A 23,423-nucleotide genomic window follows, 5' to 3' on the forward strand; every position below is an offset into this window, starting at 1 on the left:
CGGGCCCCACCAGGGCCCGGTCCGGATCCGGATGGAGGAAGGAACCTCATGATCGATGTCACGCTGGAGTCGGTGAGCAAGCGCTTCGCGCGCGCCGGCGACACCGCGGCGGTCGACGATGTCGACATCAACATCGCCGCCGGCGAGTTCTTCACCCTGCTCGGCCCGAGCGGCTGCGGCAAGACCACCACCCTGCGCATGGTGGCCGGGTTCTATTTCCCCACCTCGGGCCGGATCCGGTTTGGCGACGAGGACGTCACCCGCAAACCGCCGAACAAGCGCGACACCGGCATGGTGTTCCAGAACTACGCCCTGTTCCCGCACATGTCGGTGGCGCAGAACGTGGCGTACGGACTGAAGATCCGCAAGGTCGGCCGGGCGGACGCCCAGCGCCGGGTCGAGGAGGCGCTCGACCAGGTGCACCTCGGCGGCTACGGCAACCGCCGGATCGACGAGCTCTCCGGTGGCCAGCAGCAGCGGGTCGCCCTGGCCCGCGCCCTGGTGATCCGGCCGCGCACCCTGCTGCTCGACGAGCCGCTGTCCAACCTCGACGCCAAGCTGCGCGAGGAGACCCGGGTGGAGATCCGGCGCATCCAGCGCGAAGCCGGGATCACCTCGATCTACGTCACCCACGACCAGTCCGAGGCGATGGCGATGTCGGACCGGATCGCGGTGATGGAATCCGGTCGGGTCCAGCAGATCGGCTCGCCGCAGGAGATCTACCACCAGCCCGCGAACACCTTCGTCGCCCGGTTCATCGGGCGCAGCAACGTACTCTCCCTGCCGGTGGTCGCGGCCACCGCCACCACGGTCGACGTACGGCTGCCCGGCGGCGGCAGCCAGATCACCGTGGCCGGACCGCAGGGCCACGGCCTGACCGAGGGGTCCACCGCCCTGGTCTCCGTCCGCCCCGAACACATCGGGCTCTGCGCGGCGACCGAGGAGGGGGCGCTGACCGCCCGGATCGCCGACCTGGAGTTCACCGGCATGGCCACCAACCTGGTCGTCGAGGTCGAGGGCGAGTCCGCGGGCGTGCTGGTCGCGGCCGTCGAAGTGCCCGCCGGACTGGGCGTGGGCGACCAGATCGGCCTACGGCTCAACCCCGCCCGGATGTGGGTGGTCCGCCCGTGACCGCCACCCCGACGACGTCGACCTCCCCGGGCACCGGCCTGACCGGTGCCCCCGGCCCGGCGCGCTCCCGTCGGGACAACGGCCGGTCCCGGTTCGCCGACCGGTTCCGGGGCGGTACGAGTTCCAACTGGTTCCCGTACGTGTTGGTGCTCCCGCTGGCCCTGGTGCTCTGGGGGTACGTGGTCCAGCCGATGCTGGCCACCTTCCTGGAGAGCGTCAACACCGACGGGGTCGACAACTACACCAGCTTCCTCTCCGGCGACGGCGTCGCGCGCTCCTCGCTGCTCACCTCGCTGGCCATCTCAGCGGCCAGCGTCCTGCTCTGCGGCATCGTCGGTGTGGCGATGGCGTTCCTGCTCAAGCGCTTCTCCTTCCCCGGCCGGAAGCTGATCGAGGCGATCATCCTGGTGCCGGCGGCGTTGCCGCCGCTGATCGGCGCGATCTCGTTCCAGCTGCTCTACAGCGAGACCGGCATCCTGCCGCGCGGCCTCCAGCAGCTCTTCGGTACGGAGAGCCCGGTGCTGCCGTTCAGCGGCATCGCCGGTGTGCTGATCGTGCACACCTTCACCATGTACCCGTTCTTCTACCTGTCTGCCTCGGCCGCACTGGCCGGGATGGACCCGTCGGTGGAGGAGGCGGCGTACAACCTGGGCGCCGGCCGGGTCCGGGTCTGGCGCACCATCCTGCTGCCGATGCTCACCCCGGCGCTGGTCTCCGCCTCGCTGCTGGTCTTCATGACGTCGCTGGCGTCGTACACCGCCCCGCTGCTGTTCGGGGTGGACCAGACGATGACCATGCAGATCTACATCAACCGCACCAACGGCGACCTGCCGATGGCCTCCACCTACGCCTCGGTGCTCGGCGTGGTGTCGGTGCTGTTCCTGCTCGGTATGCGCTGGTACGAGGGGCGGCGCAGCTACCGCTCGCAGTCCAAGGGCGTCGCCGCCCACCGTCGCGAGGTGACCAACCCGTTCGGTCGCTGGCTGGCGCTGGTCGGCTCGCTGCTGGCCACCGTGGTGCTGCTCGCCCCGGTGGCGACCATCGCGCTGGTGGCGTTCTCGGCCGACGGCTCGTGGACCACCGAGGTGGTGCCGAGCGAGTACACCACCGAGAACTTCAAGACGATCTTCACCGATCCGAAGGCGTTCGAGCCGATCCTCAACTCGTTGCAGATGAGCCTGCTCGCCACCGTGGCCTGTGTCGTCTTCGGTGTGCTCATCGCGTACGCCGTCCGGCGGCTGCGGTTCTTCGGCCGCGGCCTGCTCGACGTGGCCGTCATGCTGGCCTGGGCGCTGCCCGGCACCGTCGTCGCGATCAACCTGATCTCGGCGTTCAGCACCGGCAACGCGTTCAGCTTCGGGCAGGTGCTGGTCGGCACCTTCTGGATCATGCCGCTGGCGTACTTCGTGCGGTTCCTGCCGCTGGTCTTCCGGTCCAGCAACGCGGCGCTGGCCCAGCTCGACCCGTCGCTGGAGGAGGCCGCCCGTAACCTCGGTGCCTCCTGGTGGCGGGCGTTCCGCACGGTCACCCTGCGACTGATGCTGCCGGGCGTGCTCGCCGGCGCGCTGCTCGCCTTCGTCAACGGCGTCGGCGAGTTCGTCGCCTCGGTGCTGATCTACACCTCCTCCACCGCACCGATCTCGGTCGAGATCAACAACCGGATGTACTCGTTCGAGATCGGCACCGCCGCCGCATACGGCATGCTCCAGGTGCTCCTGATCTTCGTGGTGATGGTGGTCTCCGGCCGGCTGGAGAGTGGTAACCAGTCGACGAAGGAGGCAGCCAAGTGGACGAACTGAACACCCACTGGCTGAACGCTGGTGGACTTTTCCCGATCACCCGGGTGCCCGGGTGTGAACTGTCGGCGGTGGCCGAGGCGGCCGACTTCGCCGTACTGCCGGTCGGGGCCGTCGAATGGCACGGCCCGCACCTGCCGCTGGGCGCAGATCTGATCCTGGCCGAGGGCTTCGCCGGGGAGAGCGCAGTCACGGGCGGTCCGCGCGGGGTGCTCTTCCCGGCCGTGCCGTACGCCGCCTGCCCCGGGCAGACCCGGCCCTGGCCGGGAACCGTGTCCATCCGGCCCGAGGTGGCGGTCGGCTACCTCAGCGACGTGATCGAAGGAATCGTCGCGGCCGGATTCACCCGACTGCTCGTGGTCAACGGGCACGACGCCAACATGTCCACCGTCCGGGCGGCGATGGAATGGGTCTCCGGCCGGCGGACGGCCAGCCTGCTGCTGGTCAACTGGTTCCAGCTGGTCACCCCGGCGGAGACCACCGAGATCTACGGCGAACCGCCGGCGAGGGGGCACGGCGGCGCGTACGAGACCTCGGGGGTGCTCGGTTTCGACCCCGGCGCGGTACGTCTCGACGCTGCCGCCGACCTGCCGCCGAAACCGAAACTGCCGGTCGCCCACCCGTACGTGCTGATCGAGTCCCGGCCCAACCCGTGGGAGGGCTGGTCCGGACACGTCTCGCTGGCCAGCGAAACGGCGGGCCAGCGGGTACGCGAACTGGCCGGGACACGACTACGCGAGATCGTCGACGCCTGGGTGGCCGCCCCGCTACCCGGCCCACCCGAGGGGGCGGCATGACTGCCGACCATGGGTTGGACGTCGTCGACTTCCACCTGCACTTCCAGATCGGTGCGGACGAGACCATCCGGGCCGGTGAGCACACCGCCGGCATGCACCCCGGCGACGAGCACGACCGGGCGGTACGCGCTGCCGCCGTCGCCCCGTACACGAAGCGGTGGCGGCGGGACTGGGGATTCCCGGACCCGGAACCGGCCGCCCCGCGTTGGCCGGAGGAGGCCGACCGGTGGGTCGGGGAGTTGGACGCCAACGGCATTCGGCAGGCCGTCTTCGTCACCGCCGGGGGCAACGACAGGATGGCCCAACTGGTCGCCCGGCACCCGGACCGGTTCCTCGGCTTCGCCCACCACGACCCGTTCGCGCCCGACGCGGCAGGTGAACTGGAGCGGGCGGTGACCGAACTCGGGCTGCGCGGCTGGAAGCTCTTCGCCCCGCTGCTACGCGGGCCACTGGACGACCCGACCCTCGACCCGGTCTGGGCGACCGCCCAGCGGCTGCGCATCCCGGTCCTGGTCCACGTCGGACACTACGGCAGCGCCGGCGGCCTCTCGTCCAGCCCGTACGACAGCCCATACCACCTGGCCCGGGTCGCCCGCCGATTCCCGGAACTGCCCTTCGTGGTGCCGCACTTCGGCGTCCAGCACGTGCAGGAACTGCTCTTCGCCGCCTGGGGCTGCCCCAACATCCACATCGACACGTCCGGATCAAACCAGTGGGTGCGCTGGATGCCGTACCGGTTGACGCTGACCGACCTGTTCCAGCGCTGCTACGAGACGATCGGCCCCGAGCGGATCATCTTCGGCAGTGACTCGTCCTGGTTCCCGCGCGGCTACGTCCGCCCCTACCTGGACGAACAGCTGCGCATCTGCCGGGAACTGCGGATACCGGACGCCGACCTACACGCGATCTTCTCCGGAAACGCCGAACGGCTGCTGAGGCTCACCGGCTGAGCCCCACCGGCGCAGCCGGCTGAGTCGCGCCAGCCGAGGCCGGGTGGCCACCACACCGCTCGGCGCAACGAGGGAAACGAGGATTAGCCATGAACACACCGTCGCTGACCACGTACCAACGGCACCACCTGCGCCCGACGTACGACCACCACGTGTCGTACCTCTTCGGACCGATGGTGCGGGCCAGCCAGGCCCACGTGGTGATGCTGACCGAACAGGGGCTGATCCCGGCCGAGCGAGGGGCCCGGCTGCTCGGCGGGCTCCGCGAGCTGGCCGCCGACACCGGCACCCCGCCGGAGTACGACGGCAGCTTCGAGGACGTCTACTACCTGGTGGAGAAGCGGCTCGCCGAGGCGTGTGGCATCCCCACCTCGCAGCTCGACGTGCAGCTCGCCCGCAGCCGTAACGACCTGGACGCGGGTGTGTTCCGGATGGTGCTGCGCGAGCAGCTGCTCCGGGTCATCGATCGGGTGCTGGCCACCGGCGCGACCGCGCTGGAGCGTGCCGACCGGTACGCCGACGTGGTCATCACCGGCTACACCCACCGCCGGCCCGCCCAGCCCACCACCATCGGGCACGCCCTGGCCGGGTACGCCGAGGCGCTGGCCGGCGAGGCCGTCGCCTACGCCGACCTGCTCGACCAGCTGAACCAGTCGCCGCTGGGCTCGTGCGCCTTCGCCGGAACCGACCTGGACATCAACCCGGCCCGGGTGGCGGAACTGTTGGGATTCGCCGGTCTGGTGACCAACTCGTACGAGGCGGTGGCCGGTGCCGACCACCTGGTCCGGGTCGCCACCCTCAACGCCCAGGCGCTGGCCACCGGAGCCCGCCTGGCCCGAACCCTGATGGACTGGCTGACCTGGCGCTGGGTGGTCACCCCGGGCGACTTCACCCAGGGCAGCAGCATCATGCCGCAGAAGCGCAACCCGGTGGTGCTGGAACACCTGGTCTCGATGGCGGGTGCCGAGGCAGCCGACGCCGCATCGGTGCTGAACAACGTCGGCGCGGCCTGGTGGGAGGACTCCAACAACGCCACCACCGACGTGCAGGTCCGACTCTGGGACAGTGACGACCGGGCCGAACGCTTCTTCGCCCTGCTCGGTGGCTTCCTCGCCGAGCTGGAGCCGCTGGAGCCGCCCACCAACGCCGAGATCGTCCGGTCCGGGGCCACCACGACTGCCGCCGCCGACGCGCTGACCCGCCACGGCGTACCGTTCCGGGCCGCGCACTCGGTGGTGGGCCGGCTGGTGCGCGGAGGCGCACCGGACCAGTGGACCCCGGCCGACGTGCGGGCCGCCGCCGAGGCGGTCGGGATCACCGAGGCGCTCGACGACGCGGCGATCACGGACCTCATCGCCGCTGCGGTACGCCCAGAGCTGGTGCTCGACCGCGCCCAGGTCGACGGTCCGGGGGCGGCGGCGGTCCGGGCACAGGTGGCCGTCGTACGCGGCACGTTCGACACGGTGTCCGAGCGGGTCGCCGCCCTGCGGGAGCGGATGGCCGACGCGGACCGGAAGCTGGACCAGCTGGTCGCCGAGCAGGCCGTCGATCGGGCCGGCCAGTGAGCCTGGGTTCGACGACCGGCAGGCTGGACCAGCGCCCGCCGGGCCAGGCGGGCCGGTCGGACAGCCCGCGGGGCCAGCGCCCGGTCACCGACGGTACGGATCAGCGGCTGCTCGGCATCGACTTCGGCGGCACCAAGATGGCGGTCGGGGTCGCCGACGGCCACGGCCGGATGCTGCACTCCGAGCGGGTGCCGACGTACGCCGAGCGTGGTGCGGAACAGGCGCTGGAACGGGCCCTCGAACTCGCCGCCACGCTGGTCGAGCGGGCCGGCGGACGGCTGGTCGCGGCCGGGATCGCCTCGCCCGGGGTGGTACGCGACGACGGGATCGACCTCGCGCCGAACGTACCCGGATGGGAGCACCTGCGGCTGGCCGACGCGGTCCGGGACCGGCTCGATGTCTCCGTCGTGTCGGTGGCCAACGACCTGAACGCGGCGGCCCTGGCCGAACTGCGCCTCGGCGCGTTGCGGGACGCCGACCCGGGACTGGTCGTCGGGCTCGGCACCGGGGTCGCGGCGGCGATCACCGTACGGGGAGAAGTGGTGGCCGGGTTCCGCGGCGCGGCCGGCGAGATCGCGTACGCGGTGGCCGGGGCGACCTGGCCGGGGCCGGCAGATCCGCCGGTGGATTCGGCGGTGGATTCGGCGGTTCCGGGGGTACCGGTCGAGCCGGCGGCGATGCTGGAGGCGGCCTTCGCCGGCCGGGCGCTGGACCAGCTCGCTGAGCGACTGGACATCGCCGGGGGAGCGGCGGGGCTCTGCGTCGTCGCCGAGCGACCCGGTCCGGCCCGGGACGCGCTGCTCGCCCGGGTCGACGAGCTGGCCCGGCATCTGGCCACCTGTCACCTGCTGCTCGACCCACAGCGGGTGGTTCTGGTCGGCGGGGTGGCCCGCAGCGATCTGATCCGTAGCCTGCTGACCGACCGCCTTCGGCAGGTGCTGCCGCATCCGCCGGAGATCGTGCTGTCGGGCTTCGCCGACGACGCGGCATTGCTGGGCGCGGTGACCATGGCACGCGAAGCGGTGCCGGTCAGCCGATAGTCGGGCCTATGTGGGGCTACCGGTCGGCCGGTGACCCGGTTGAGGGCACCGGCCGACCGGTCACTTGGTGAGCTCGACGCTCTGCTTCGCCAGCAGGTACGCCGGAAGCATCTCCTCGAACTCCTGGGTGTCCATGCCGCCGAGGCTGATCAGGAGCGTGCCGGATCGGCCGGTCGCTACGGAGATCGCCCGCCCGCGTCGCTCCTCGCCGGTCAGCTTGCTCTTCAGGAGATAGGTCGCCTCGAACGAGTCGAGCGATCCGGCTCGGGTCCGTCGGTACTGCACGTCGGTGGCCTCACTGCTGCCGGCGACGAACTTCTCCAACGCCGCCTGGGCTCCGACACCACCCCGGTCGACCGTCCAGACCCGAATGAAGCCGATGTTCCCGGCGGGCTTCGCGTCGATCTCGCAGCGTGCTGTGGCACCGCCCTGCTGGGCCAGGCTGGCGAGCTCTCCGGACGCCTCGACCGGCTCGACCTTCCACTTGGCCGGCACCGAGAAGTTGATCGCCAGTTTGCACGGGCTGCCGTCGGCACCGACCTTCGTGGCGGGGGCAGCCGGCTGGACGTCGTCGTACCAGGGGGCACCGGCCGCTACCGGAGTCCTGGTCGGAGTCGGTGTTGTTGGTTTGTCCTGTGCGGACTCCTTCGCTTCGGTGCTGCAACCACCGAACACCCCGATGGCGAGTACGGCCAGCGCAGCCGTACCAAGTCGTCTTCGTCCCACTGTCGACTCCCTATTGCTGCCTCGCGGAATGACCATGGCGGTCAGCAAGGCATGAGCGGTTCGCACATTGTCCCGTGCAGAGTGAAACACAACGGCCGCTGGCCTCGTGATCTATTTCTCGCAGCTGCGGAACGCCGACCTGCGGTGAGACCAGGTGAGCGGCGCGGCAGTTCGCAGCTGGCCAGGACACGGGTCACACCTTGGTGGTCGGGCGTGGTAGCAGCTGGACGAGTCCGGCGAGGGCAAGGGTGATGGCGATCAGGTAGACCAGGCTGTGCTGGAACGCCTGCGCGACCCCGGCGGACAGGCTGCCGTAGAACACGATGCCGACGATGCCGACTCCGATGGCCCCACCGACCTGTTGGGCCGTGGTGAGTGCGCCGGCGGCGGCTCCGGCGTGGCGCGGGGCAACCCTGGCCAGGACGGTGCCCATGATGGGGGCGAGGGCGAGCCCCATGCCCAACCCGTCGATGACGAGTGCGGGAACCAGCCAGCTGATGGGGCTGTCCTGAGCGACCATGATGAGCAGGGCGGCCAGACCGAGTGCCCTGGTAAGTCCGCCGAGAGCGATCACCTGACGGCCGAAGCGCGCCACCAGCCTGGGCGCGAGCAGCGAGGCGGCCAGGTAGCCAGCACCCATTGGGGCGAAGACCAGACCGGCCTGGAGGGCGTCGAGGCCCCGACCCTGCTGGGTGTAGAGGGCGAAGATGAGGAAATAGGCGGCCATGCCCATCGTGAAGGTGAGCTGGGTGAGCAGCCCTACGGTGAACGCCCGTTCGCGGAACAGGGAGAGGTCGATCAGGGGGGACTCGTGTCGCCGCCGGCCGTATGCCAGGAAGAGGGTGGCGGCGACGGCGAACGACAGCCAGGTCCACAGTGGCCAGCCCTGCGCGCGGCCCTCGATCAACGGCAGCAGGGTCGCGACCAGTGCGAGGGTGATCAGGACGGTCCCGCCGAGGTCGAGTCGGATGGCGCTGCCGAGCCGGCTCTCGGGTACCGCTCGCCTGGTCATGACGAGAGCGGCGACGCCGATCGGCACGTTGATCAGGAAGCAGAGCCGCCAACCGAGCCCGAACAGGTCGGCCTGGATGAGGAGGCCGCCGATGAGTTGGCCGAACACGGCGGCCAGCCCCATTGTCAGTGCGTACAGGTTGATGGCCCTGGCCTGGGCGGACCCGCTGTAGACGGTACGCAGGATGGCCAGCACCTGTGGGCCGAGTAGTGCGGCCGACGCGCCCTGGGCGACCCGGGCGATGACCAGCGTGGTGGCGTCGGGAGCCAGGCCGCATGCGATCGAGGTGAGCGTGAAAAGGGTCAGACCGATGGCGAACATGCGGCGGCGGCCGAACATGTCGCCGAGTCGTCCGCCGAGGATGAGGCCGGAGCCGTAGGCCAGGCCGTATCCGGCGACCACCCACTCCATGGCAGTGGCGCTGGCCTGCAGGTCGAGCTGGGTGGCGGGGATCGTGACGTTGACGATGAAGAAGTCGAGGATCGTGATGAACACCCCGGTCAGCACGGTCGGCAAAGTGCTGCTTCGAGGCGCACCCACCTCGGTGGATAGAACGGTCGGTATACGCACGAGGAGATTAGATAGAACGGTTGATCTACTGTCAAGCCCGTGTCAGAATCGGATCCGTGACGACCAGACCCGGACCCCGCGAACGGCTGCTCACCGCCGCGCGCGACCTCACCTATGCCCAGGGCGTACACGTCGGCGTGGACACGATCCTCAAGGAGGCCGATGTCGCACGCCGCTCGCTCTATCAGCATTTCGGGGGCAAGGACGGGCTCATCGCCGAGGTGCTGCGGACCGCCGCCACCGAGGCCCGCTACCACCAGGCCATGGACGATGCCGGCGACAACCCGCGGCAGCGTATCCTCGCGATCTTCGACGAACTTGAGAAAGTAACCACGCAGCCGTCGTTCCGCGGCTGCCGCTACACCTCGGCCGAACTCGCCCTAACCGACCCGGCCCATCCCGCCCACGCGGAAATCCGGGCCTACAAGGAGAGACTGCATCAGATGTTGGCCACCGAGCTGACCCGCCATGGCCACCCTGCCCCACAGTTCGGTGCCGACCAGCTCCTCGTGCTCATCGACGGGGTGCTTGCCCACGCTGCCACCCGGCCCGACGCCCACCCCGCACTGGCCGCACGTGCGACGGCCGAACTCCTCCTCGACCACCAACCGCAGCCCTGATCCACCCGCACCCGGTCCTGCCGCGTCGAGCCGACGGCCCAGCCCGAGCCAGCACGATCGACCCGTCCGGACCACGGCGGATCAGTGCGGTGGCAGGAGGATCGAGAGCACCCGGGTGACCGGCCGGAAGCCGGCATTGTCGTACATCCGGCGGGCAGGGTTTCCGTCGGCCACGGACAGGCCGAGGGATGGCAGCCCGGCCTGCCGGGTGCCGCGCAACGCGTGGGTGAGTAGGGCCCGACCAAAGCCCCGACCCTGTGCCTGCGGTGCCACCGCCAGGTTGAGGATCCAGGCGCAGCCGTCGTCGGTCCACGGCACCGGGCCGGCGCACAGTACGTGACCCGCGCTGCGGCCGTCCGGATCCAACAGGCGGGCCGACGCACCCACCAGGGGCGGAACCGGATCCGAGTTGTCGAACATCGCCCGGATCTGTTCGGTGTCGCTGCTCTGCCACGCGCCATCCGGATGCTGCGGGCCGTACGCCGCCGCCAGCCCCTCGGCCAGTTCGTCGTCCCAGCCCGGGGCACCCAACGACCACCCGTCGGACAGTGCCAGCGGCGTCGGTAGGTCGGCCAGATCGTGACGCATGTCGGTCGCGCCCCGAGGGAGTTCGAGGCCATCGGCTACCAGCGCGTTCGCGAGTCCGTCGTCAGGGGTTTCCAGGCGTAGACCGGCGAGATCGTGCCGAGCCTGCGCGGCGACCCGACCCAGCGCTACTCCGGGCAGCGGTTGGACCTGGCCCGCGACCCGGGTGCCGTCGTCGTCGCGGATACGGAACCGGGCGAGCAGGGTGCCATCGTCGGCACACAGCAACGAGTCTGCAGGGGATTCGGAGTCCGGACGGATGGGCACCCGGGCACCCTAGTGCCTCCGCTCCGGTTTACTCCACCGAGAATTCCCGCAGCGGCGGGGATGTTAGGAAGGGCCCCTTACTATGCAAAATGCGATAACAAGGGGCCCTTCCTAACATCAAGCCCGAGTGAAGACCAGGGTCACGTTGTGGCCGCCGAACCCGAAGGCGTTGTTCATCGCCGCCGGGATGTCCATGTGGCGCGGCTTGAGCGCGGCGACGTCGAGGCTGAGCTCGTCGTCCGGGTCGTCCAGGTTGATCGTCGGCGGTACGACGCTGTCCCGGATGGCGAGGATGGTCGCGATCGACTCCAGCGCACCGGCCGCACCGAGCAGGTGTCCGGACATCGACTTGGTGGCGGTCAGCACCGGGTGGTCGCCGAGCGTTGCCCGCAGCGCGCCGACTTCCTGCATGTCGCCAACCGGCGTGGAGGTGGCGTGCGCGTTGACGTGCGTCACGTCGGTACGGGCTACCCCGGAGTCGGTGAGCGCCATGGTGATGGCCCGACCCTGCCCCTCCGGATGCGGCTGCACCATGTCGTACGCGTCGGAGGTGATCCCGGCCCCGGCGAGCCGGGCGTACACCCGGGCACCACGGGCGGCGGCGTGGTCGGCCCGTTCGAGTACGACCACCCCGGACCCTTCACCGAGGACGAAGCCGTCCCGGGCCTTGTCCCACGGCCGGGAAGCCCGCAGCGGATCGTCGTTACGGGTCGACATGGCTCGCATCGCGGCGAACCCGGCGATCGGCAGCGGGTGGATGACCGCCTCCGTGCCGCCGGCCACGACCACGTCGGCCCGACCCGCGCGGATCAGATCCAGCCCCAGCGCGATCGCCTCCGCACCGGTCGCGCAGGCGCTGGACATCGACCGCACACCGCCCTTGGCGCCGAGTTCCAGCCCGACCCAGGCGGCCGGTCCGTTCGGCATCAGCATCGGCACCGTGTGCGGGGAGACCCGACGCGGTCCCGAAGCTTCGAGGATGTCGTCCTGGGCCAGCAGGGTCTGCGCGCCACCGATGCCCGAGCCGATGCTGACCGCGAGCCGTTCGGGGTCCAGACCCGAGTCGGCCAGCCCGGCATCGTCCCATGCCTGGCGGGCAGCGATGATCGCGATCGCCTCGGACCGGTCGAGCCGGCGCAGCTTGACCCGGTCGAGCACCTCGGCCGGGTCGACCGCGAGTTGGGCGGCGATCCGGACCGGCAGTTGGCCGGCCCACTCCTGGGTGAGCGGACTCACCCCGGAGCGGCCGGCGAGCATGGCGTCCCAGGTCGACGCGACGTCCCCGCCGAGCGGGGTCGTCGCGCCGAGCCCGGTGACGACGACGTCGGGCCGCGTCATGATCAGGACTGCGCCTCGATGTAGGCGATGGCGTCGCCGACCGTCTTGAGGTTCTGGACCTCGTTGTCGGGGATCTTCACGCCAAACTTCTCCTCGGCGGCCACGACGACCTCCACCATGGAGAGCGAGTCGACGTCGAGGTCGTCGGTGAACGACTTCTCCTCGGCGACATCGTCCGGGTTCACGCCGGCAACCTCTTCGAGGATCTCGGCGAGGCCGGCGGTGATCTCGTCACGGGTCATGGTGCTGGTTCTCCTTCTGGTGGATGGGTGTACGCCGTGCGGGCGTCGCCGCCCGCGCGGGGGGTGTGGTCGCGCGCCCGCACAGGCTGGTGTGGGCGCGGCCGGATGGGCCGTTACGGGCAGCGGATGACCTGCCCGGCGTAGGTGAGGCCGCCGCCGAAGCCGAAGAGCAGGATCGGGGCTCCCGACGGGATCTCCCGCCGTTCGACCAGCTTGGACAGGGCCAGCGGCACACTGGCGGCGGAGGTGTTGCCGGACTCGACGATGTCCTTGGCGATGATCGCGTTGGTGACGCCGAGCCGCTTGGCGATGCCGTCGATGATCCGGGTGTTGGCCTGGTGCGGTACGAAAGCGGCCAGCTCCTCCGGTGCCACGCCGGCCCGCTCGCAGGCCTGCCGGGCCAGCGGGGCCAGGGCGGTGGTCGCCCAGCGGAAGACGGTCTGGCCTTCCTGCTGGATGTACGGGCGCCAGCCCTCGATGCGTACCGCGTCGCTCTTCTCGGGGACCGAGCCCCAGACGACCGGCCCGATTCCGTCCGGCTCGTCCTCGGCGGTGGCGGAGACCACGGCGGCACCGGCACCGTCACCGAAGATGATGCAGGTGGAGCGGTCGGTCCAGTCGGTGAAGTCGGAGAGCTTTTCCACTCCGATGACGATGGCGTGGCGGGCCGCGCCGGCGCGGATGGCGTGGTCGGCGGTGGCCAGTGCGTAGGAGAAGCCGGAGCAGGCGGTGTTGATGTCGTAGGCGCCCGGCGCGTTGATGCCGAGCTTCGCGGCCACCCGACAGGCGACGTTGGGGCTGCGGTCTACCGCGGTGCAGGTGGCGACCACGACGAGGTCGATGTCGGCGGCGGTGAGCCCGGAGTTGGACAGCGCCTTGGCGGCGGCGGCGGTGGCCATGTCGTCCACCGTCTCGCCGTCGGCGATTCGCCGGGTGACGACGCCGACCCGGTCCCGGATCCACTCGTCGTTGGTGTCGACCATCTGGGCGATTTCGTCGTTGGTGACCACCCGGGAGGGCTGGTAGTGCCCGAGGGCGACGATCTGGCTGCCCATCAGTTGTGTCCTCCGATGCGGACGAGGGGTTGGCCCGGTGCGACCGGGGTGTTGGGGTGGGCGAGCCATTCGGTGAGTACGCCGCTGTCGTGCGCCGCCACATCGGTGCTGCCCTGGCGGCCCACCACCTGACCGACGATCTGCCCGGCGCGGATGGCGTCGCCCTCGGTGAGCCCGTCGGCCGGGGTGAAGGTGCCGGCTCGGGGGGCCACCACGACGCGGAACCGCGTGGTCGACCCGAGGCGGGAAGACGCGTTGGGCTGGGAGATCGGGCTGCCGGGCTGGGGGAGGGTGCCGTGCCGGGCGATCAGGTCGCGGGCGGCGGGCAGGTCGTCTGGCGTGTTGAGGGTGACGATCTCCGGTACGCCGGTGGCTTTGAGTTCCCGCTTGACCAGGCCGGCGAGGGTGCCGGCCGGGGGCAGTTCGATGATCCCGGTGACCCCGAGGTCGGCCAGTGCTCGCATGCACAGGTCCCACCGGACCGGGGCGGTCACCTGGCGGACCAGGCGGTGCAGCATCTCCCGGCCGTGGCCGACCACCGTGCCGTCGAGGTTGGACAGCAGGAGGCGGGTCGGGTCGGCGGTGGGGACGCCGGGGGCGATGGCGGCGAGCGCCCGCTCGGCGGGAGCCATGTACGGGGTGTGGAACGCCCCGGCGACCTTCAGCACGGTGACCCGGGCCCGGGTCGGAGGTTCGGCGGCCAGCTTCTCCAGCCGGTCTCCGGGGCCGGCGGCGACCACCTGGCCGGCGCCGTTGCGGTTGGCCGCGTGCAGACCGTGCGCCTCGATCGCGGCCAGCACCTCGTCGGGGTCCCCGCCGAGCACGGCGGCCATGCCGGTCGGCTCGATGGCGCAGGCGGCGGCCATCTCCCGGCCCCGTACGCCTGCGAGGGCGACCGACGCGTCGGCGGGCAGTACGCCGGCCAGGGCGGCGGCGCTCAGTTCGCCGACGCTGTGGCCGACGGTGAGGCCGACGTCGTGCATGGGCAGTTGCTCGGCCGCGAGCAGTGCGGCGGCGACCAGCAGCGGCTGGGTACGGGCGGTGTCCTTGATCTCGTCGGCGTCGGCCCGGGTGCCGAGGTGCACCAGGTCGACCCCGGCCAGCGCGGACCACCAGCGCAGCCGAGCCTCGGTGCCAGGTAGGTCGAGCCATGGAGTGAGGAAGCCGGGCTTCTGGGACCCCTGACCGGGGGACAGTACGGCGAGCACGGATACGACTCTCCTTGATACCGACGGGTCATGTGGGTGTCGGCAGGCACCAAACCGTACTAGAGACTTTGTCGAAGGCATACAAAGATCGGTGACATCCAGGAGTTTTATGTCAGCTTCACGGCGTGTTGACGGTTATGTGGCCGGCGATGCTGGCGGGGCCGCCGGGTCGAGCCGGCCGATGGTCAGCGCCACCCGGAGCGCGAACGCATCCCGAGGAGCCAGCGGCGACAGGCCGGTCACATCGGCGATCCGGCGCAGTCGGTAACGCACCGTGTTGGGGTGTACGAACAGCGCCCGAGCGGCGCTCTCCAACACTCCACCCGCGGCGAAGAAGGCGTCCAACGTCTCCAGCAGTTCGCCGCCGGCGCGGACCAGGGCCGCGTAACCGTCGTGGCGCAAGCTCCGGCGCGCCTCGGAGTCACCGGCCAACGCCCGCTCGGGCAACAGGTCGGCGGCGGCTACCGGTCGAGGTGCGGCCGGCCAGGCGGGGGCCGCCCGAAACCCGGCCAGCGCCGCCCGAGCGGAGTCGGTGGCCTCGTCCAGGCTCGGTACCGCCGGACCCACCACCACCGGGCCGCTACCGAACCCGGCCAGCAGCTTCTCGGTGACGGCCAGCGGATCGGCCGCCCCGCCGAGCACGATCACCAGGCGGTCCCCGTGCACCCCGCCGATGATCTCCACATCGAGGCGGCGGGCCGCCCGGTAGACGGTGTGCAGGACCGCGGCCACCTCACCACCCGGCGAGCGCCCGACCGCGACCGCCACCGGTGGTGCGTCCGCCCAGCCCAGCGCCGCCGCCCGGCTGGCCAGCACGTCCGGGGAATCACCGCGCAGCAGCGCGTCCACCAGCAGGGCCTGGAGTCGGGCGTCCCAGGCGCCCCGGGACTCGGCGGCTCGGGCGTACGCCCGGGCGGCGGAGAAGGCGATCTCCCGGGAGAACTGGAGCACCACCTCCCGCAGCAGTTGTTCCTCGCCCGGGGCGGCCAGGCTGGGGACCTGCTCCTCCACCACGTCGATGGTTACCTTGATCAAGGCGACGGTCTGTTGCAGGCTGATCGACCTGGCCAGGGCGCGGGGTGCTGCCGCGAACACCTCGTCGGACAACTCCTGGGTGCTGTCCGCCTTGCCACCCTGCCGCAGCCACGTCACCAGGGAGCGCACGCCGGCCTGGGCGACCAGCATGACCCAGGAGCGCTGGTCAGCCGGTAGGTCACGGAACCAGGGCAGCGACTCGTCCATCCGGGCCATGCTGGCGGTGGCCAGCGAACCGGCCGCGCGTTCGATTCGGCGCAGCGTCGCGGCCAGCTCGCCGTCGTCCGGCTCGGTCACCCCCACCATCGGTCCAGCGTGTCATGCCGCGCCCGGGGCGGCGTGCTCCACCCCGCCCGGCCCGACGAGGGGGAATGGGCGCGCGGGCGCGTCGGCCGTGTCATCATCCACCGATGATTGCCCGCCCACCACTGGCCGTGCCACTGTTCGCCCTGGGCGGCTTCGTGATCCTGCTCGGCTTGGTGCTGGCCGGCTGGACCCCGCTGGTCGACTTCGATACCTCGATCAGCCATGCCTTCCGCGATTACGGCCACCGCAATCCGGACCTGATCGCGGTGCTCCGGGTCGCCACCGATGCCGCCGCCACACTGCCGTTTCTGCTCGGCGGAGTGGTGGCGGCATCGGTCCTGATCGCCCGAGGACAGCGGGCGGCCGGCGTCTGCTGCCTCCTGGTCACCGCCGTGGTCCCGGTGCTGTGGAGTCTGCAGCACTGGCTGCTGCACCGCCCCCGGCCACTGGACGGATTCGTCACGGCGACCAGTAACGGCTTCCCGAGCGGGCACACCTCCAACGCGGCGGCGATCGCGCTGGTGGTCGTACTCCTGCTGTGGCCTCGGCAGGCCCGGACCGGGCGGGTCGTCACGGTGGTCTTGGCCGTGGGGTTCGCGCTCTTCATCGCTCTCACCCGACTGGCCCTGCTGGCGCACTGGCCGGCCGATGTCCTCGGCGGGTGGCTGCTGGCGCTGGTCGTGGTACCGCTCGCCGCCCGCACAGCGACAGCCCGCACCCGGTTCAGCGGGGCCCCGGCAGGTTCAGCTCCTGGGCCAGAATCGCCGCCTGCACCCGGCTGCGCAGACCGAGCTTGGTGAGAATACGGCTGACGTGGGTCTTCGTGGTGCTCTCCGCCATCACCAGACGTTCGGCGATCTGCTGGTTGGACAGCCCGAGGCCGAGGCAGGCCAGTACGTCGTGCTCACGCGGGGTGAGGTCGCGCACCGCGGCCACGGTCGTCGGGGAGGGTGTGGGGGCACTGCGGGCGAAGGCGTGGATCAGCCGGCGGGTCACCCCGGGGGCGATGATGCCCTCGCCCCGGGCCACGGTACGAACCGCGTCGACCAAGCCATCGGCGTCGGTGTCCTTCAACAGGAACCCGCACGCCCCGGCCCGCAACGCTCCGAAGACGTACTCGTCGAGGTCGAAGGTGGTCAGCACCAGCACGTCGGCGAGTCGGTCGGCCACGATCTCCCGGGTCGCGGAGATGCCGTCCAGCCGGGGCATCCGTACGTCGAGCACGGCGACGTCGGGCCGCAGCGATCGGCACAGTGCCACCGCCTCCTCCCCGTCGGCGGCCTGCCCGACCACCTGGATCCCGGGTGCCCCGGCGAGGATCAGCACCAGTCCGGCCCGGACCGCGTCCTGGTCGTCGGCGAGCACTACCCGGACCACGTCCTCGGTCAGTCCCGAGGTCGTGGTCACGCCCGTGTCTGCCGCCATGCCTGCGTCTGCCGTCATGCCTGGGCCTCCGTCGTCGGCAATTCGGCGTGTACCCGCCACTGGGACTCTCGTGGGCCGGCGTCGAACCGGCCGTGTAGCAGCGCGGCCCGCTCCCGCATCCCGATCAGGCCGGCTCCCGCGCCAGCCAGGGCATCAGCCCGGGTACGGTCCGACAGATCCCGGGTACGCTCCGACAGCGGATTCTCGATGGTGACGCTGACCAGTTCGGGCCGATAGTCGACGGTTACGGTGGCGGCTCCGGATCCGTGTTTGAGGGCGTTGGTCAGCGACTCCTGCACGATCCGGTAGGCGGCGAGATCCACGCTCACCGGCAGCATTCGGGCCTGGCCGGTGGTCTCCATCCGGATCGTCAGGCCGGCGTTCCGGGCCCGGTCGACCAGCCGGTCCACCTCGGCCAGCCGAACCCGGGTCGCCTCGTCGACCATCTCGGAGGCGTGCGCACCTGCAGCGGCGGTGCTGGTTGCGGTGCCATCGGTTACCGTGCCGCCTGCGCCGATGCCTGTGCCGCCCGGGTCGCGGAGCAAACCGATCATCTGCCGCATCTCGGCCAGCCCTTGCACACTGTTTTCCCGGATCACCCGCAGCGCCCCATCCAGTTGTGCCCGATCCAGGCTACGTACGGACAGCGCCGCCGTGGCGTGGATCGCCACCGCGCTGAGGTGGTTGGCGATGACGTCGTGCAGCTCCCGCGCCATCCGGTTGCGCTCGGCGGTGACCGCCTGCCGCCGGTCGAGTTCGACCAGCCGGGCGGTCTGTTCCGCCCGGGCCCGCTCGGCGGCCGCGCGTGCCCGTTCCGCGGCTGCCTGGTCCCGATATTGCCGGATGCTGATCCCGGTGACCACCGGCAGGACCCCGATCAGTACCACGAACACGCCGAGGACGAGGCCCTGCCAGGACCTGAGCAGTAACACCCCGGCTACCGAAGCAATGCCGGTGAGGGCCACTTGGATTCGGAGCAGCCAGCGCCACAGCCGGGGAGGGCCGTAGACGCAGGCGTCGCCGAGCACCTGACCGTAGACCAGGATGGTGCCCAGGGAGGCGCCCAACAGCAGGTCGACGATGATGGCCACACTGCCCACCGCCAGACTGGTCCGGGGCGCTAGCCGGCGTATCGCCACCGCCGCGCAGGCGGTGACGAGGGCGCCCAGGAACGCGACCACTGGCGGATGAAGACCGAGGTTGAAGTTCGGGTAGACGTCGAGACCGATCAGCACCAAGCCGCCAGCCAGGTAGACGGCGGCCAAGGCCAGGTCACGCCGCAGTGTGCCCGGTCGTAGCCCCAGCCGTTCCATCATTGCCCGATCCCATCACACCGTCGTGTCAACGAACTCCGCCGCAGAGACGACAACGGCCGTCCCGGGTCCGTCGAAAGATGTATCCGTCCATCCTTTGACGGACCCGGATCTCACCATCTGCGGCGACGTTGCGGCCCTGACCGTACGGGAGGCTGAGGGCAGCGGATCAGGAAGCCGGACAGGAGGCGGGAATGGTACTGGCGGTGATCGTCGCCTGCGAGATCGGATTCTGGGTGCTGCTCGGTGCCGGGCTGGTCGCTCGCTACCTGCTGCGGCTGCGCAGACTGAGCACCGTACTGCTGCTCTCCGTACCGTTGGTCGATTTGGTGCTGCTCACCGCCACCGTGATCGACCTACGGCGGGGGGCGACCGCGAACTTCACCCATGGGCTCGCCGCGGCCTACCTCGGTTTCTCGATCGCCTTCGGGCACTCCATGATCCGCTGGGCAGACCAGCGATTCGCCCACCGCTTCGCCGGTGGGCCGCCGCCGTGGAAACCGCCGAAGGGTGGTTGGGCCCGCGCCCGCTACGAGTGGCGGGAGTGGGGCAAGGGCATGCTGGGCTGGGCAGTCGCCTGCGTACTCCTCGGTGCGGGGATCCTGATGGTCGACGACGCCAGTCGGACCGCCGAACTGCTCGCCTGGATCGCCCGACTCAGTGTGGCGATGGTCATCTGGTTCGTCGCCTTCCCGGTCTGGGCAACGATCTTTCCCAGTCGATCCCAGACCTGAGCGAGCTGTCGATCCGATCAATCCGACCGGCGCTGGTGACCTTGTCGGAGCGAGACAGTACGGTGACAGGGCCCAGTACGGATCGCCGCCCGCCGGGATACGGCTCACGAGGTCCGGGGGCACGACGATGATCGTGCAGTCGGGCGACTGCCCACCCGGGCGACGGCGAGCGTAAGGAGATCGGCGAATGGCGCAGGGGGAGGCCGAATCCGGCTCCGCCGATCCGATCGGGGAACAGACCCGCCCCGTGTCTATCGATGCTGAGTCATACCCAACCCGCCCGGAGCCGGTCGCAGAGGAAGATCGTATTGACCGGGTGCCGTGGCAGCGGAGGGGCGAGCACGATCGTGATGGCGCCGTCGTGCCTGCCGAGACGACCGGAACTGACGGCTCAGCGACGATGGGTACTCCGCTCCCGATCGACCCTCCGTCGACCTGCCGGACCGATCGTCCGGGCTGGGCCGGCGCCCACCGACACGGGGCGGTACGACCCCGCCAGCGCACCCATCGGCGGGAGCGGCCGCCCCGCCGATGGTGCTGACCGTTCACGTGCCGGTGGGGTGAGTCTCCCGGTTCCGGCTATCGGGTGCGGCGACGGATCAGCAGCGCGATTCCAGCCAGTGCGACGGTGATGAGGACGAGCACGCCGGTGTTGAGTAGGAGCAGATCACGTAGATCACCGACGACCTGGTCGAGCTCCTTGGCCGGAGCCTTTTCCTTGTCTGCGGCTGCTCGCTCGACCCCGCCGCCACCACCACCGACCTGATTCTGCTGTTCGCTCAGGGGTGCCCCGGCGGCCCGCAGCGTCTCGGACATGTCGAGTCGGCCGAAGAACCAGGCGGCAGAGGTCTTGCGCCGGTCCGGCTGCTGGGCCGGTCGGAACGCCCGAGGTCCCCCATTGGCCAGCGGGAACAGGTCGTACGTCTGCTTGGCGACGTCGCCCTCCAGCACCACGACGGTGTACTTCGGCCCGAGATCGTTTGCCTTCGGGGCGGAGGTGGTCTGAGTGCTCTTGGTCATCCAGCCGACCTGCTCCATCACCGCATCGAAGAGGATCACATCGGTTGCGGCTCGTACGTGCAGTGGATCGGTGATCCCGGGGCCGGTAATGGTGATCGACGCCGGCGATTCGGGCGTCCTGGCAAGCCTGTGTGCTGCGGCCCGGGTCAGCGGGGCGGTGGCGTGGGGCGTCCCGGCCAGCATGATGGTGGCGTGGGGTGTCCCGGTCTGCGCGGCGGGACGTGTGGGGAGGGCGTATGCCGGGGTGATTGTGGCAAGCGACAGGCCGAGCCCGGCCAGAAGCGTTGCGGCCCCTGCCAGTCGACGACTCACCCGATGGACCACGGTCGATCTCCTCGCCCCGTTCGGAATGGCCTTGCTTAGCACAGGTCATGCGCGAGTTGCCGGTAAAGTACGCAGATCCTGCCGGAGCAGGAGCATTACGTACTTACCTGTTTAGACTCCGGGCAACAGCCTTCGGTTGCACCTGGCCGAGCGGCGTTTTGGAACTATCTGCGATCTCGGGTCGACCGATGACGATCCGTCGATCCGAGTAAAGATCGTATCTGTCGGGAGGCATTCATGGGGAACCGGGGGACCCGGATCGCAGGGCCGCTGCTGGGGGCGATCGTAGGGCTGCTCTGTGTACTGTTGCCCGCCGGGCCGGCGGCCGCACACAACTCGCTTGCCAGCAGCAATCCGAAGGACGGGGCGCAACTGCGTACCGCACCGGAACGGGTCGAACTGACGTTCCTGTCTCGACTCGATCCGCAGACCACGAAGGTCACGGTCACCGGACCGGAGGACATACCGGCCCAGGGCGGGGAGCCGGTCTTCTCCGGGGCCAAGGTCACGGTGCCGTTCCAGCCCGCCGCCGCCGGGACCTACCTGATCCGGTACGAGGTCGCCTCCGGCGACGGGCACCCGGTGAAGGGAACGGTCAGGTTCACCCTGACCCTTGGGGCGACCCCCAGCCTGTCGCCGTCACCAGCACCGACCACCACCCCCACCGCCACACCGACCTCGAGCGCCTCACCCGCGTTCGTACCAGCGTCACCGAACACCGAGCCCGAGGAACCGTCGTACTGGTGGGTGGGGGTAGCCGGCGCGGCGGTGCTGGTGGGGGTCGTCGCCATACTGGCGCTACGGCGCCGCCGCCGAGGCTGACGGCAGCGTCGGACAGCAAGCCGCACGGCAGCCCTCGCGATCAGGCTGCCGTGCGGTCGGGTCGAGCGAACCAGGTCAGGGCAGTCGTACCCGGGCGGCGCGCAGCCGGGTCAGGGTGCGCTCGCGACCGAGCACCTCCAGCGACTCGAACAACGGCAGCCCGACGGTACGACCGGTGACCGCGACCCGTACCGGTGCCTGGGTCTTGCCGAGCTTGAGGCCGCGCTGCGCGCCGACCTCCTCCAGGGTGGCCTTGAGCGTCTCGGCGTCCCAGGTGGAGAGCGCGTCGAAGGCGGCGATCGCCTCGTCGAGTAGCTCGGCGGAACCCTCCTTCATCGTCTTGGCCCAGGCCGCCTCGTCGATCAGCGGCGACTCCAGGAAGAGGAAGTCGACGTTGGGCACGATTTCGCTGAGTACGGCGATCCGGGTCTGCGCCAGCGGGGCCACGGCGGCGAATGCCTCCGGGTTGTACTCCTCGGGCTGCCACGGCGGTGGTGCGATCGTGTCGGTGCCGGTGAGCCACGGCTGGCAGACGGCGATGAACTCGTCGACCGGCAGCGCCCGGATGTACTCGCCGTTGAACGCGCGCAGCTTCTTCTCGTCGAAGAAGGCCGGTGACGGGTTGACCTCGGACAACCGGAACTCGTCCTCGATCACCGACCAGGGGACGATCTCCCGGTCACCAGAGGGGGCCCAGCCGAGCAGCATCAGGTAGTTGCGCATCGCCGAAGCGAGGTAGCCCTCGTCCTTGTACGCCTCCAGCGCGACCTTGTCGCGCCGCTTGGAGAGCTTCTGCCGCTTCTCGTTGACCACCACCGGCACGTGTGCCCACACCGGCGGCGTCACCCCGAGTGCCTCCCAGAGCAGCTGCTGCTTGGGGGTGTTGGGCAGGTGCTCCTCGGCCCGGATCACGTGGGTGATCCCCATGATCATGTCGTCGACCACGTTGGCCAGCAGGAACACCGGGGAGCCGTCGCCCCGGGCGATCACGAAGTCCTCGATCAGCTTGTTCTCGAAGGTCGGCTCGCCCCGGATCAGGTCGATTACCACGGTCTCGCCCTCGTCCGGCGTACGGAAGCGCAGCGCCCGGCCCTCGCCTGGTTCGAGCCCGCGGTCGCGGCAGAAGCCGTCGTAGCCCTGGTACTGCGAGCCGGTACGGGCCTGGACCATCTCCCGGGTGCAGTCGCAGTAGTACGCCCGGCCCGCGTCGAACAGCTTCGCGGCGGCGTCCCGGTGCTGCTGGGCGTTCTGCGACTGGAAGTACGGCCCCTCGTACGTGTCGCGCTCGATGCCGATCCACTCCAGCGCCGACAGGATGCCCTCGGTCCACTCCGGGCGGTTCCGGGCCGCGTCGGTGTCCTCGACGCGGAGCACGAAGACACCGCCCTGCTGCTTGGCGAAGATCCAGTTCTGCAGGGCCGAGCGGGCACCCCCGACGTGGAACATGCCAGTGGGGGAAGGGGCAAATCGTACGCGTACCGTCACAGGTCAAGGGTACGGCTGCCGGTTGAGCTGTTAGGAAGGGCCCCTTCCTATGCAAAA

Annotated in this window: 23 protein-coding genes; 11 read left to right on the top strand and 12 right to left on the bottom strand. The window is 70.3% G+C overall.

Annotated elements, in window-relative coordinates; genetic code table 11:
* Positions 1-48: 48 nt before the first annotated feature.
* The 6 genes from ACWDV4_RS16915 to ACWDV4_RS16940 all read left to right on the top strand — a co-directional run bounded on the left by ACWDV4_RS16915 (position 49) and on the right by ACWDV4_RS16940 (position 7,279).
* Positions 49-1,131: an ABC transporter ATP-binding protein gene (locus ACWDV4_RS16915; protein WP_449979524.1), complete on the top strand. Its 1,083-nt coding sequence runs from the start codon at positions 49-51 to the stop codon at positions 1,129-1,131.
* The gene (locus ACWDV4_RS16920) at positions 1,128-2,930 is read left to right on the top strand and encodes an ABC transporter permease (protein WP_449979526.1); all 1,803 of its coding nucleotides are present in this window, start codon (positions 1,128-1,130) and stop codon (positions 2,928-2,930) included. Before ACWDV4_RS16915 ends, ACWDV4_RS16920 begins: the two co-directional genes overlap by 4 nt.
* Positions 2,918-3,724, top strand: a complete 807-nt coding sequence (locus ACWDV4_RS16925; RefSeq protein WP_449979528.1) for a creatininase family protein — start codon at positions 2,918-2,920, stop codon at positions 3,722-3,724. Before ACWDV4_RS16920 ends, ACWDV4_RS16925 begins: the two co-directional genes overlap by 13 nt.
* Entirely contained in the window at positions 3,721-4,674 is a 954-nt protein-coding gene (locus tag ACWDV4_RS16930; RefSeq protein ID WP_449979530.1) for an amidohydrolase family protein, read from the top strand. The genes ACWDV4_RS16925 and ACWDV4_RS16930 overlap by 4 nt, the downstream gene beginning before the upstream one ends.
* An 89-nt stretch (positions 4,675-4,763) precedes the next feature.
* The gene (locus ACWDV4_RS16935) at positions 4,764-6,239 is read left to right on the top strand and encodes a lyase family protein (protein ID WP_449979533.1); all 1,476 of its coding nucleotides are present in this window, start codon (positions 4,764-4,766) and stop codon (positions 6,237-6,239) included.
* A complete protein-coding gene (locus ACWDV4_RS16940; RefSeq protein ID WP_449979536.1) occupies positions 6,236-7,279 on the top strand; it encodes an ROK family protein in 1,044 nt (347 codons plus the stop codon). The genes ACWDV4_RS16935 and ACWDV4_RS16940 overlap by 4 nt, the downstream gene beginning before the upstream one ends.
* A gap of 60 nt (positions 7,280-7,339) precedes the next feature.
* Here ACWDV4_RS16940 and ACWDV4_RS16945 read toward each other — a convergent pair whose 3' ends face one another.
* Entirely contained in the window at positions 7,340-8,005 is a 666-nt protein-coding gene (locus tag ACWDV4_RS16945; RefSeq protein WP_449979539.1) for a lipoprotein, read from the bottom strand.
* A 193-nt stretch (positions 8,006-8,198) separates the two neighbouring features.
* Positions 8,199-9,587 (bottom strand): MFS transporter, encoded by a 1,389-nt coding sequence (locus ACWDV4_RS16950; RefSeq protein WP_449979542.1) that lies wholly within the window; start codon positions 9,585-9,587, stop codon positions 8,199-8,201.
* A gap of 56 nt (positions 9,588-9,643) precedes the next feature.
* On the opposite strand from ACWDV4_RS16950, the gene ACWDV4_RS16955 reads away from it, so the two are divergent.
* Complete coding sequence (locus ACWDV4_RS16955; RefSeq protein ID WP_449979545.1) at positions 9,644-10,207, top strand: TetR/AcrR family transcriptional regulator; 564 nt, start codon at positions 9,644-9,646, stop codon at positions 10,205-10,207.
* An 81-nt stretch (positions 10,208-10,288) separates the two neighbouring features.
* On the opposite strand, the gene ACWDV4_RS16960 is transcribed toward ACWDV4_RS16955, so the two are convergent.
* From ACWDV4_RS16960 to ACWDV4_RS16985, 6 genes are all read right to left on the bottom strand, one after another.
* Entirely contained in the window at positions 10,289-11,059 is a 771-nt protein-coding gene (locus ACWDV4_RS16960) for a GNAT family N-acetyltransferase (protein ID WP_449979548.1), read from the bottom strand.
* A gap of 117 nt (positions 11,060-11,176) precedes the next feature.
* Entirely contained in the window at positions 11,177-12,397 is a 1,221-nt protein-coding gene (gene fabF / locus ACWDV4_RS16965; RefSeq protein ID WP_449979551.1) for a beta-ketoacyl-ACP synthase II, read from the bottom strand.
* A gap of 2 nt (positions 12,398-12,399) precedes the next feature.
* Positions 12,400-12,639: an acyl carrier protein gene (locus ACWDV4_RS16970; RefSeq protein WP_184536599.1), complete on the bottom strand. Its 240-nt coding sequence runs from the start codon at positions 12,637-12,639 to the stop codon at positions 12,400-12,402.
* A gap of 113 nt (positions 12,640-12,752) precedes the next feature.
* Positions 12,753-13,697, bottom strand: a complete 945-nt coding sequence (locus tag ACWDV4_RS16975) for a beta-ketoacyl-ACP synthase III (RefSeq protein WP_449979644.1) — start codon at positions 13,695-13,697, stop codon at positions 12,753-12,755.
* The gene (locus tag ACWDV4_RS16980; protein ID WP_449979553.1) at positions 13,694-14,902 is read right to left on the bottom strand and encodes an acyltransferase domain-containing protein; all 1,209 of its coding nucleotides are present in this window, start codon (positions 14,900-14,902) and stop codon (positions 13,694-13,696) included. The genes ACWDV4_RS16975 and ACWDV4_RS16980 overlap by 4 nt, the downstream gene beginning before the upstream one ends.
* Positions 14,903-15,037: 135 nt before the next feature.
* Entirely contained in the window at positions 15,038-16,243 is a 1,206-nt protein-coding gene (locus ACWDV4_RS16985; RefSeq protein ID WP_449979555.1) for a PucR family transcriptional regulator, read from the bottom strand.
* 104 nt (positions 16,244-16,347) lie between these two features.
* Between ACWDV4_RS16985 and ACWDV4_RS16990 the strand changes: the two genes are divergently transcribed.
* A complete protein-coding gene (locus ACWDV4_RS16990) occupies positions 16,348-17,043 on the top strand; it encodes a phosphatase PAP2 family protein (protein WP_449979557.1) in 696 nt (231 codons plus the stop codon).
* On the opposite strand, the gene ACWDV4_RS16995 is transcribed toward ACWDV4_RS16990, so the two are convergent.
* Positions 16,967-17,668 (bottom strand): response regulator, encoded by a 702-nt coding sequence (locus ACWDV4_RS16995; RefSeq protein ID WP_449979647.1) that lies wholly within the window; start codon positions 17,666-17,668, stop codon positions 16,967-16,969. The genes ACWDV4_RS16990 and ACWDV4_RS16995 overlap by 77 nt on opposite strands.
* Before the next feature lie 14 nt (positions 17,669-17,682).
* Positions 17,683-18,984 (bottom strand): sensor histidine kinase, encoded by a 1,302-nt coding sequence (locus tag ACWDV4_RS17000; RefSeq protein WP_449979560.1) that lies wholly within the window; start codon positions 18,982-18,984, stop codon positions 17,683-17,685.
* A 191-nt stretch (positions 18,985-19,175) separates the two neighbouring features.
* Here ACWDV4_RS17000 and ACWDV4_RS17005 point away from each other — a divergent pair, with 191 nt between their 5' ends.
* Both ACWDV4_RS17005 and ACWDV4_RS17010 read left to right on the top strand, forming a co-directional pair.
* Complete coding sequence (locus ACWDV4_RS17005) at positions 19,176-19,715, top strand: hypothetical protein (protein WP_449979563.1); 540 nt, start codon at positions 19,176-19,178, stop codon at positions 19,713-19,715.
* Positions 19,716-19,902: 187 nt separating this feature from the next.
* A complete protein-coding gene (locus ACWDV4_RS17010; RefSeq protein WP_449979564.1) occupies positions 19,903-20,256 on the top strand; it encodes a hypothetical protein in 354 nt (117 codons plus the stop codon).
* 38 nt (positions 20,257-20,294) lie between these two features.
* Here ACWDV4_RS17010 and ACWDV4_RS17015 read toward each other — a convergent pair whose 3' ends face one another.
* Entirely contained in the window at positions 20,295-21,059 is a 765-nt protein-coding gene (locus ACWDV4_RS17015; RefSeq protein WP_449979567.1) for a hypothetical protein, read from the bottom strand.
* A 237-nt stretch (positions 21,060-21,296) separates the two neighbouring features.
* On the opposite strand from ACWDV4_RS17015, the gene ACWDV4_RS17020 reads away from it, so the two are divergent.
* Positions 21,297-21,881 carry a copper resistance CopC family protein gene (locus ACWDV4_RS17020; protein WP_449979570.1) on the top strand — a complete coding sequence of 195 codons (585 nt, stop codon included), beginning with the start codon at positions 21,297-21,299 and terminating at the stop codon, positions 21,879-21,881.
* Positions 21,882-21,956: 75 nt separating this feature from the next.
* On the opposite strand, the gene gltX is transcribed toward ACWDV4_RS17020, so the two are convergent.
* Positions 21,957-23,366 (bottom strand): glutamate--tRNA ligase, encoded by a 1,410-nt coding sequence (gltX, locus tag ACWDV4_RS17025; protein ID WP_449979573.1) that lies wholly within the window; start codon positions 23,364-23,366, stop codon positions 21,957-21,959.
* Positions 23,367-23,423 lie beyond the last annotated feature (57 nt).

It is taken from the genome of Micromonospora sp. NPDC003197 (genome assembly GCF_053590565.1).

Bases quoted from the DNA above. Each gene is read 5' to 3' on its own strand.
- ACWDV4_RS17020 (WP_449979570.1), top strand. From the start codon at position 21,297: ATGGGGAACCGGGGGACCCGGATCGCAGGGCCGCTGCTGGGGGCGATC.
- ACWDV4_RS16935 (WP_449979533.1), top strand. From the start codon at position 4,764: ATGAACACACCGTCGCTGACCACGTACCAACGGCACCACCTGCGCCCG.
- ACWDV4_RS16995 (WP_449979647.1), bottom strand. From the start codon at position 17,668: ATGGCGGCAGACACGGGCGTGACCACGACCTCGGGACTGACCGAGGAC.
- fabF (WP_449979551.1), bottom strand. From the start codon at position 12,397: ATGACGCGGCCCGACGTCGTCGTCACCGGGCTCGGCGCGACGACCCCG.
- ACWDV4_RS16970 (WP_184536599.1), bottom strand. From the start codon at position 12,639: ATGACCCGTGACGAGATCACCGCCGGCCTCGCCGAGATCCTCGAAGAG.
- ACWDV4_RS16915 (WP_449979524.1), top strand. From the start codon at position 49: ATGATCGATGTCACGCTGGAGTCGGTGAGCAAGCGCTTCGCGCGCGCC.
- ACWDV4_RS16985 (WP_449979555.1), bottom strand. From the start codon at position 16,243: ATGGTGGGGGTGACCGAGCCGGACGACGGCGAGCTGGCCGCGACGCTG.
- ACWDV4_RS16990 (WP_449979557.1), top strand. From the start codon at position 16,348: ATGATTGCCCGCCCACCACTGGCCGTGCCACTGTTCGCCCTGGGCGGC.
- ACWDV4_RS17000 (WP_449979560.1), bottom strand. From the start codon at position 18,984: ATGATGGAACGGCTGGGGCTACGACCGGGCACACTGCGGCGTGACCTG.
- ACWDV4_RS17010 (WP_449979564.1), top strand. From the start codon at position 19,903: ATGGCGCAGGGGGAGGCCGAATCCGGCTCCGCCGATCCGATCGGGGAA.
- ACWDV4_RS16930 (WP_449979530.1), top strand. From the start codon at position 3,721: ATGACTGCCGACCATGGGTTGGACGTCGTCGACTTCCACCTGCACTTC.
- ACWDV4_RS17005 (WP_449979563.1), top strand. From the start codon at position 19,176: ATGGTACTGGCGGTGATCGTCGCCTGCGAGATCGGATTCTGGGTGCTG.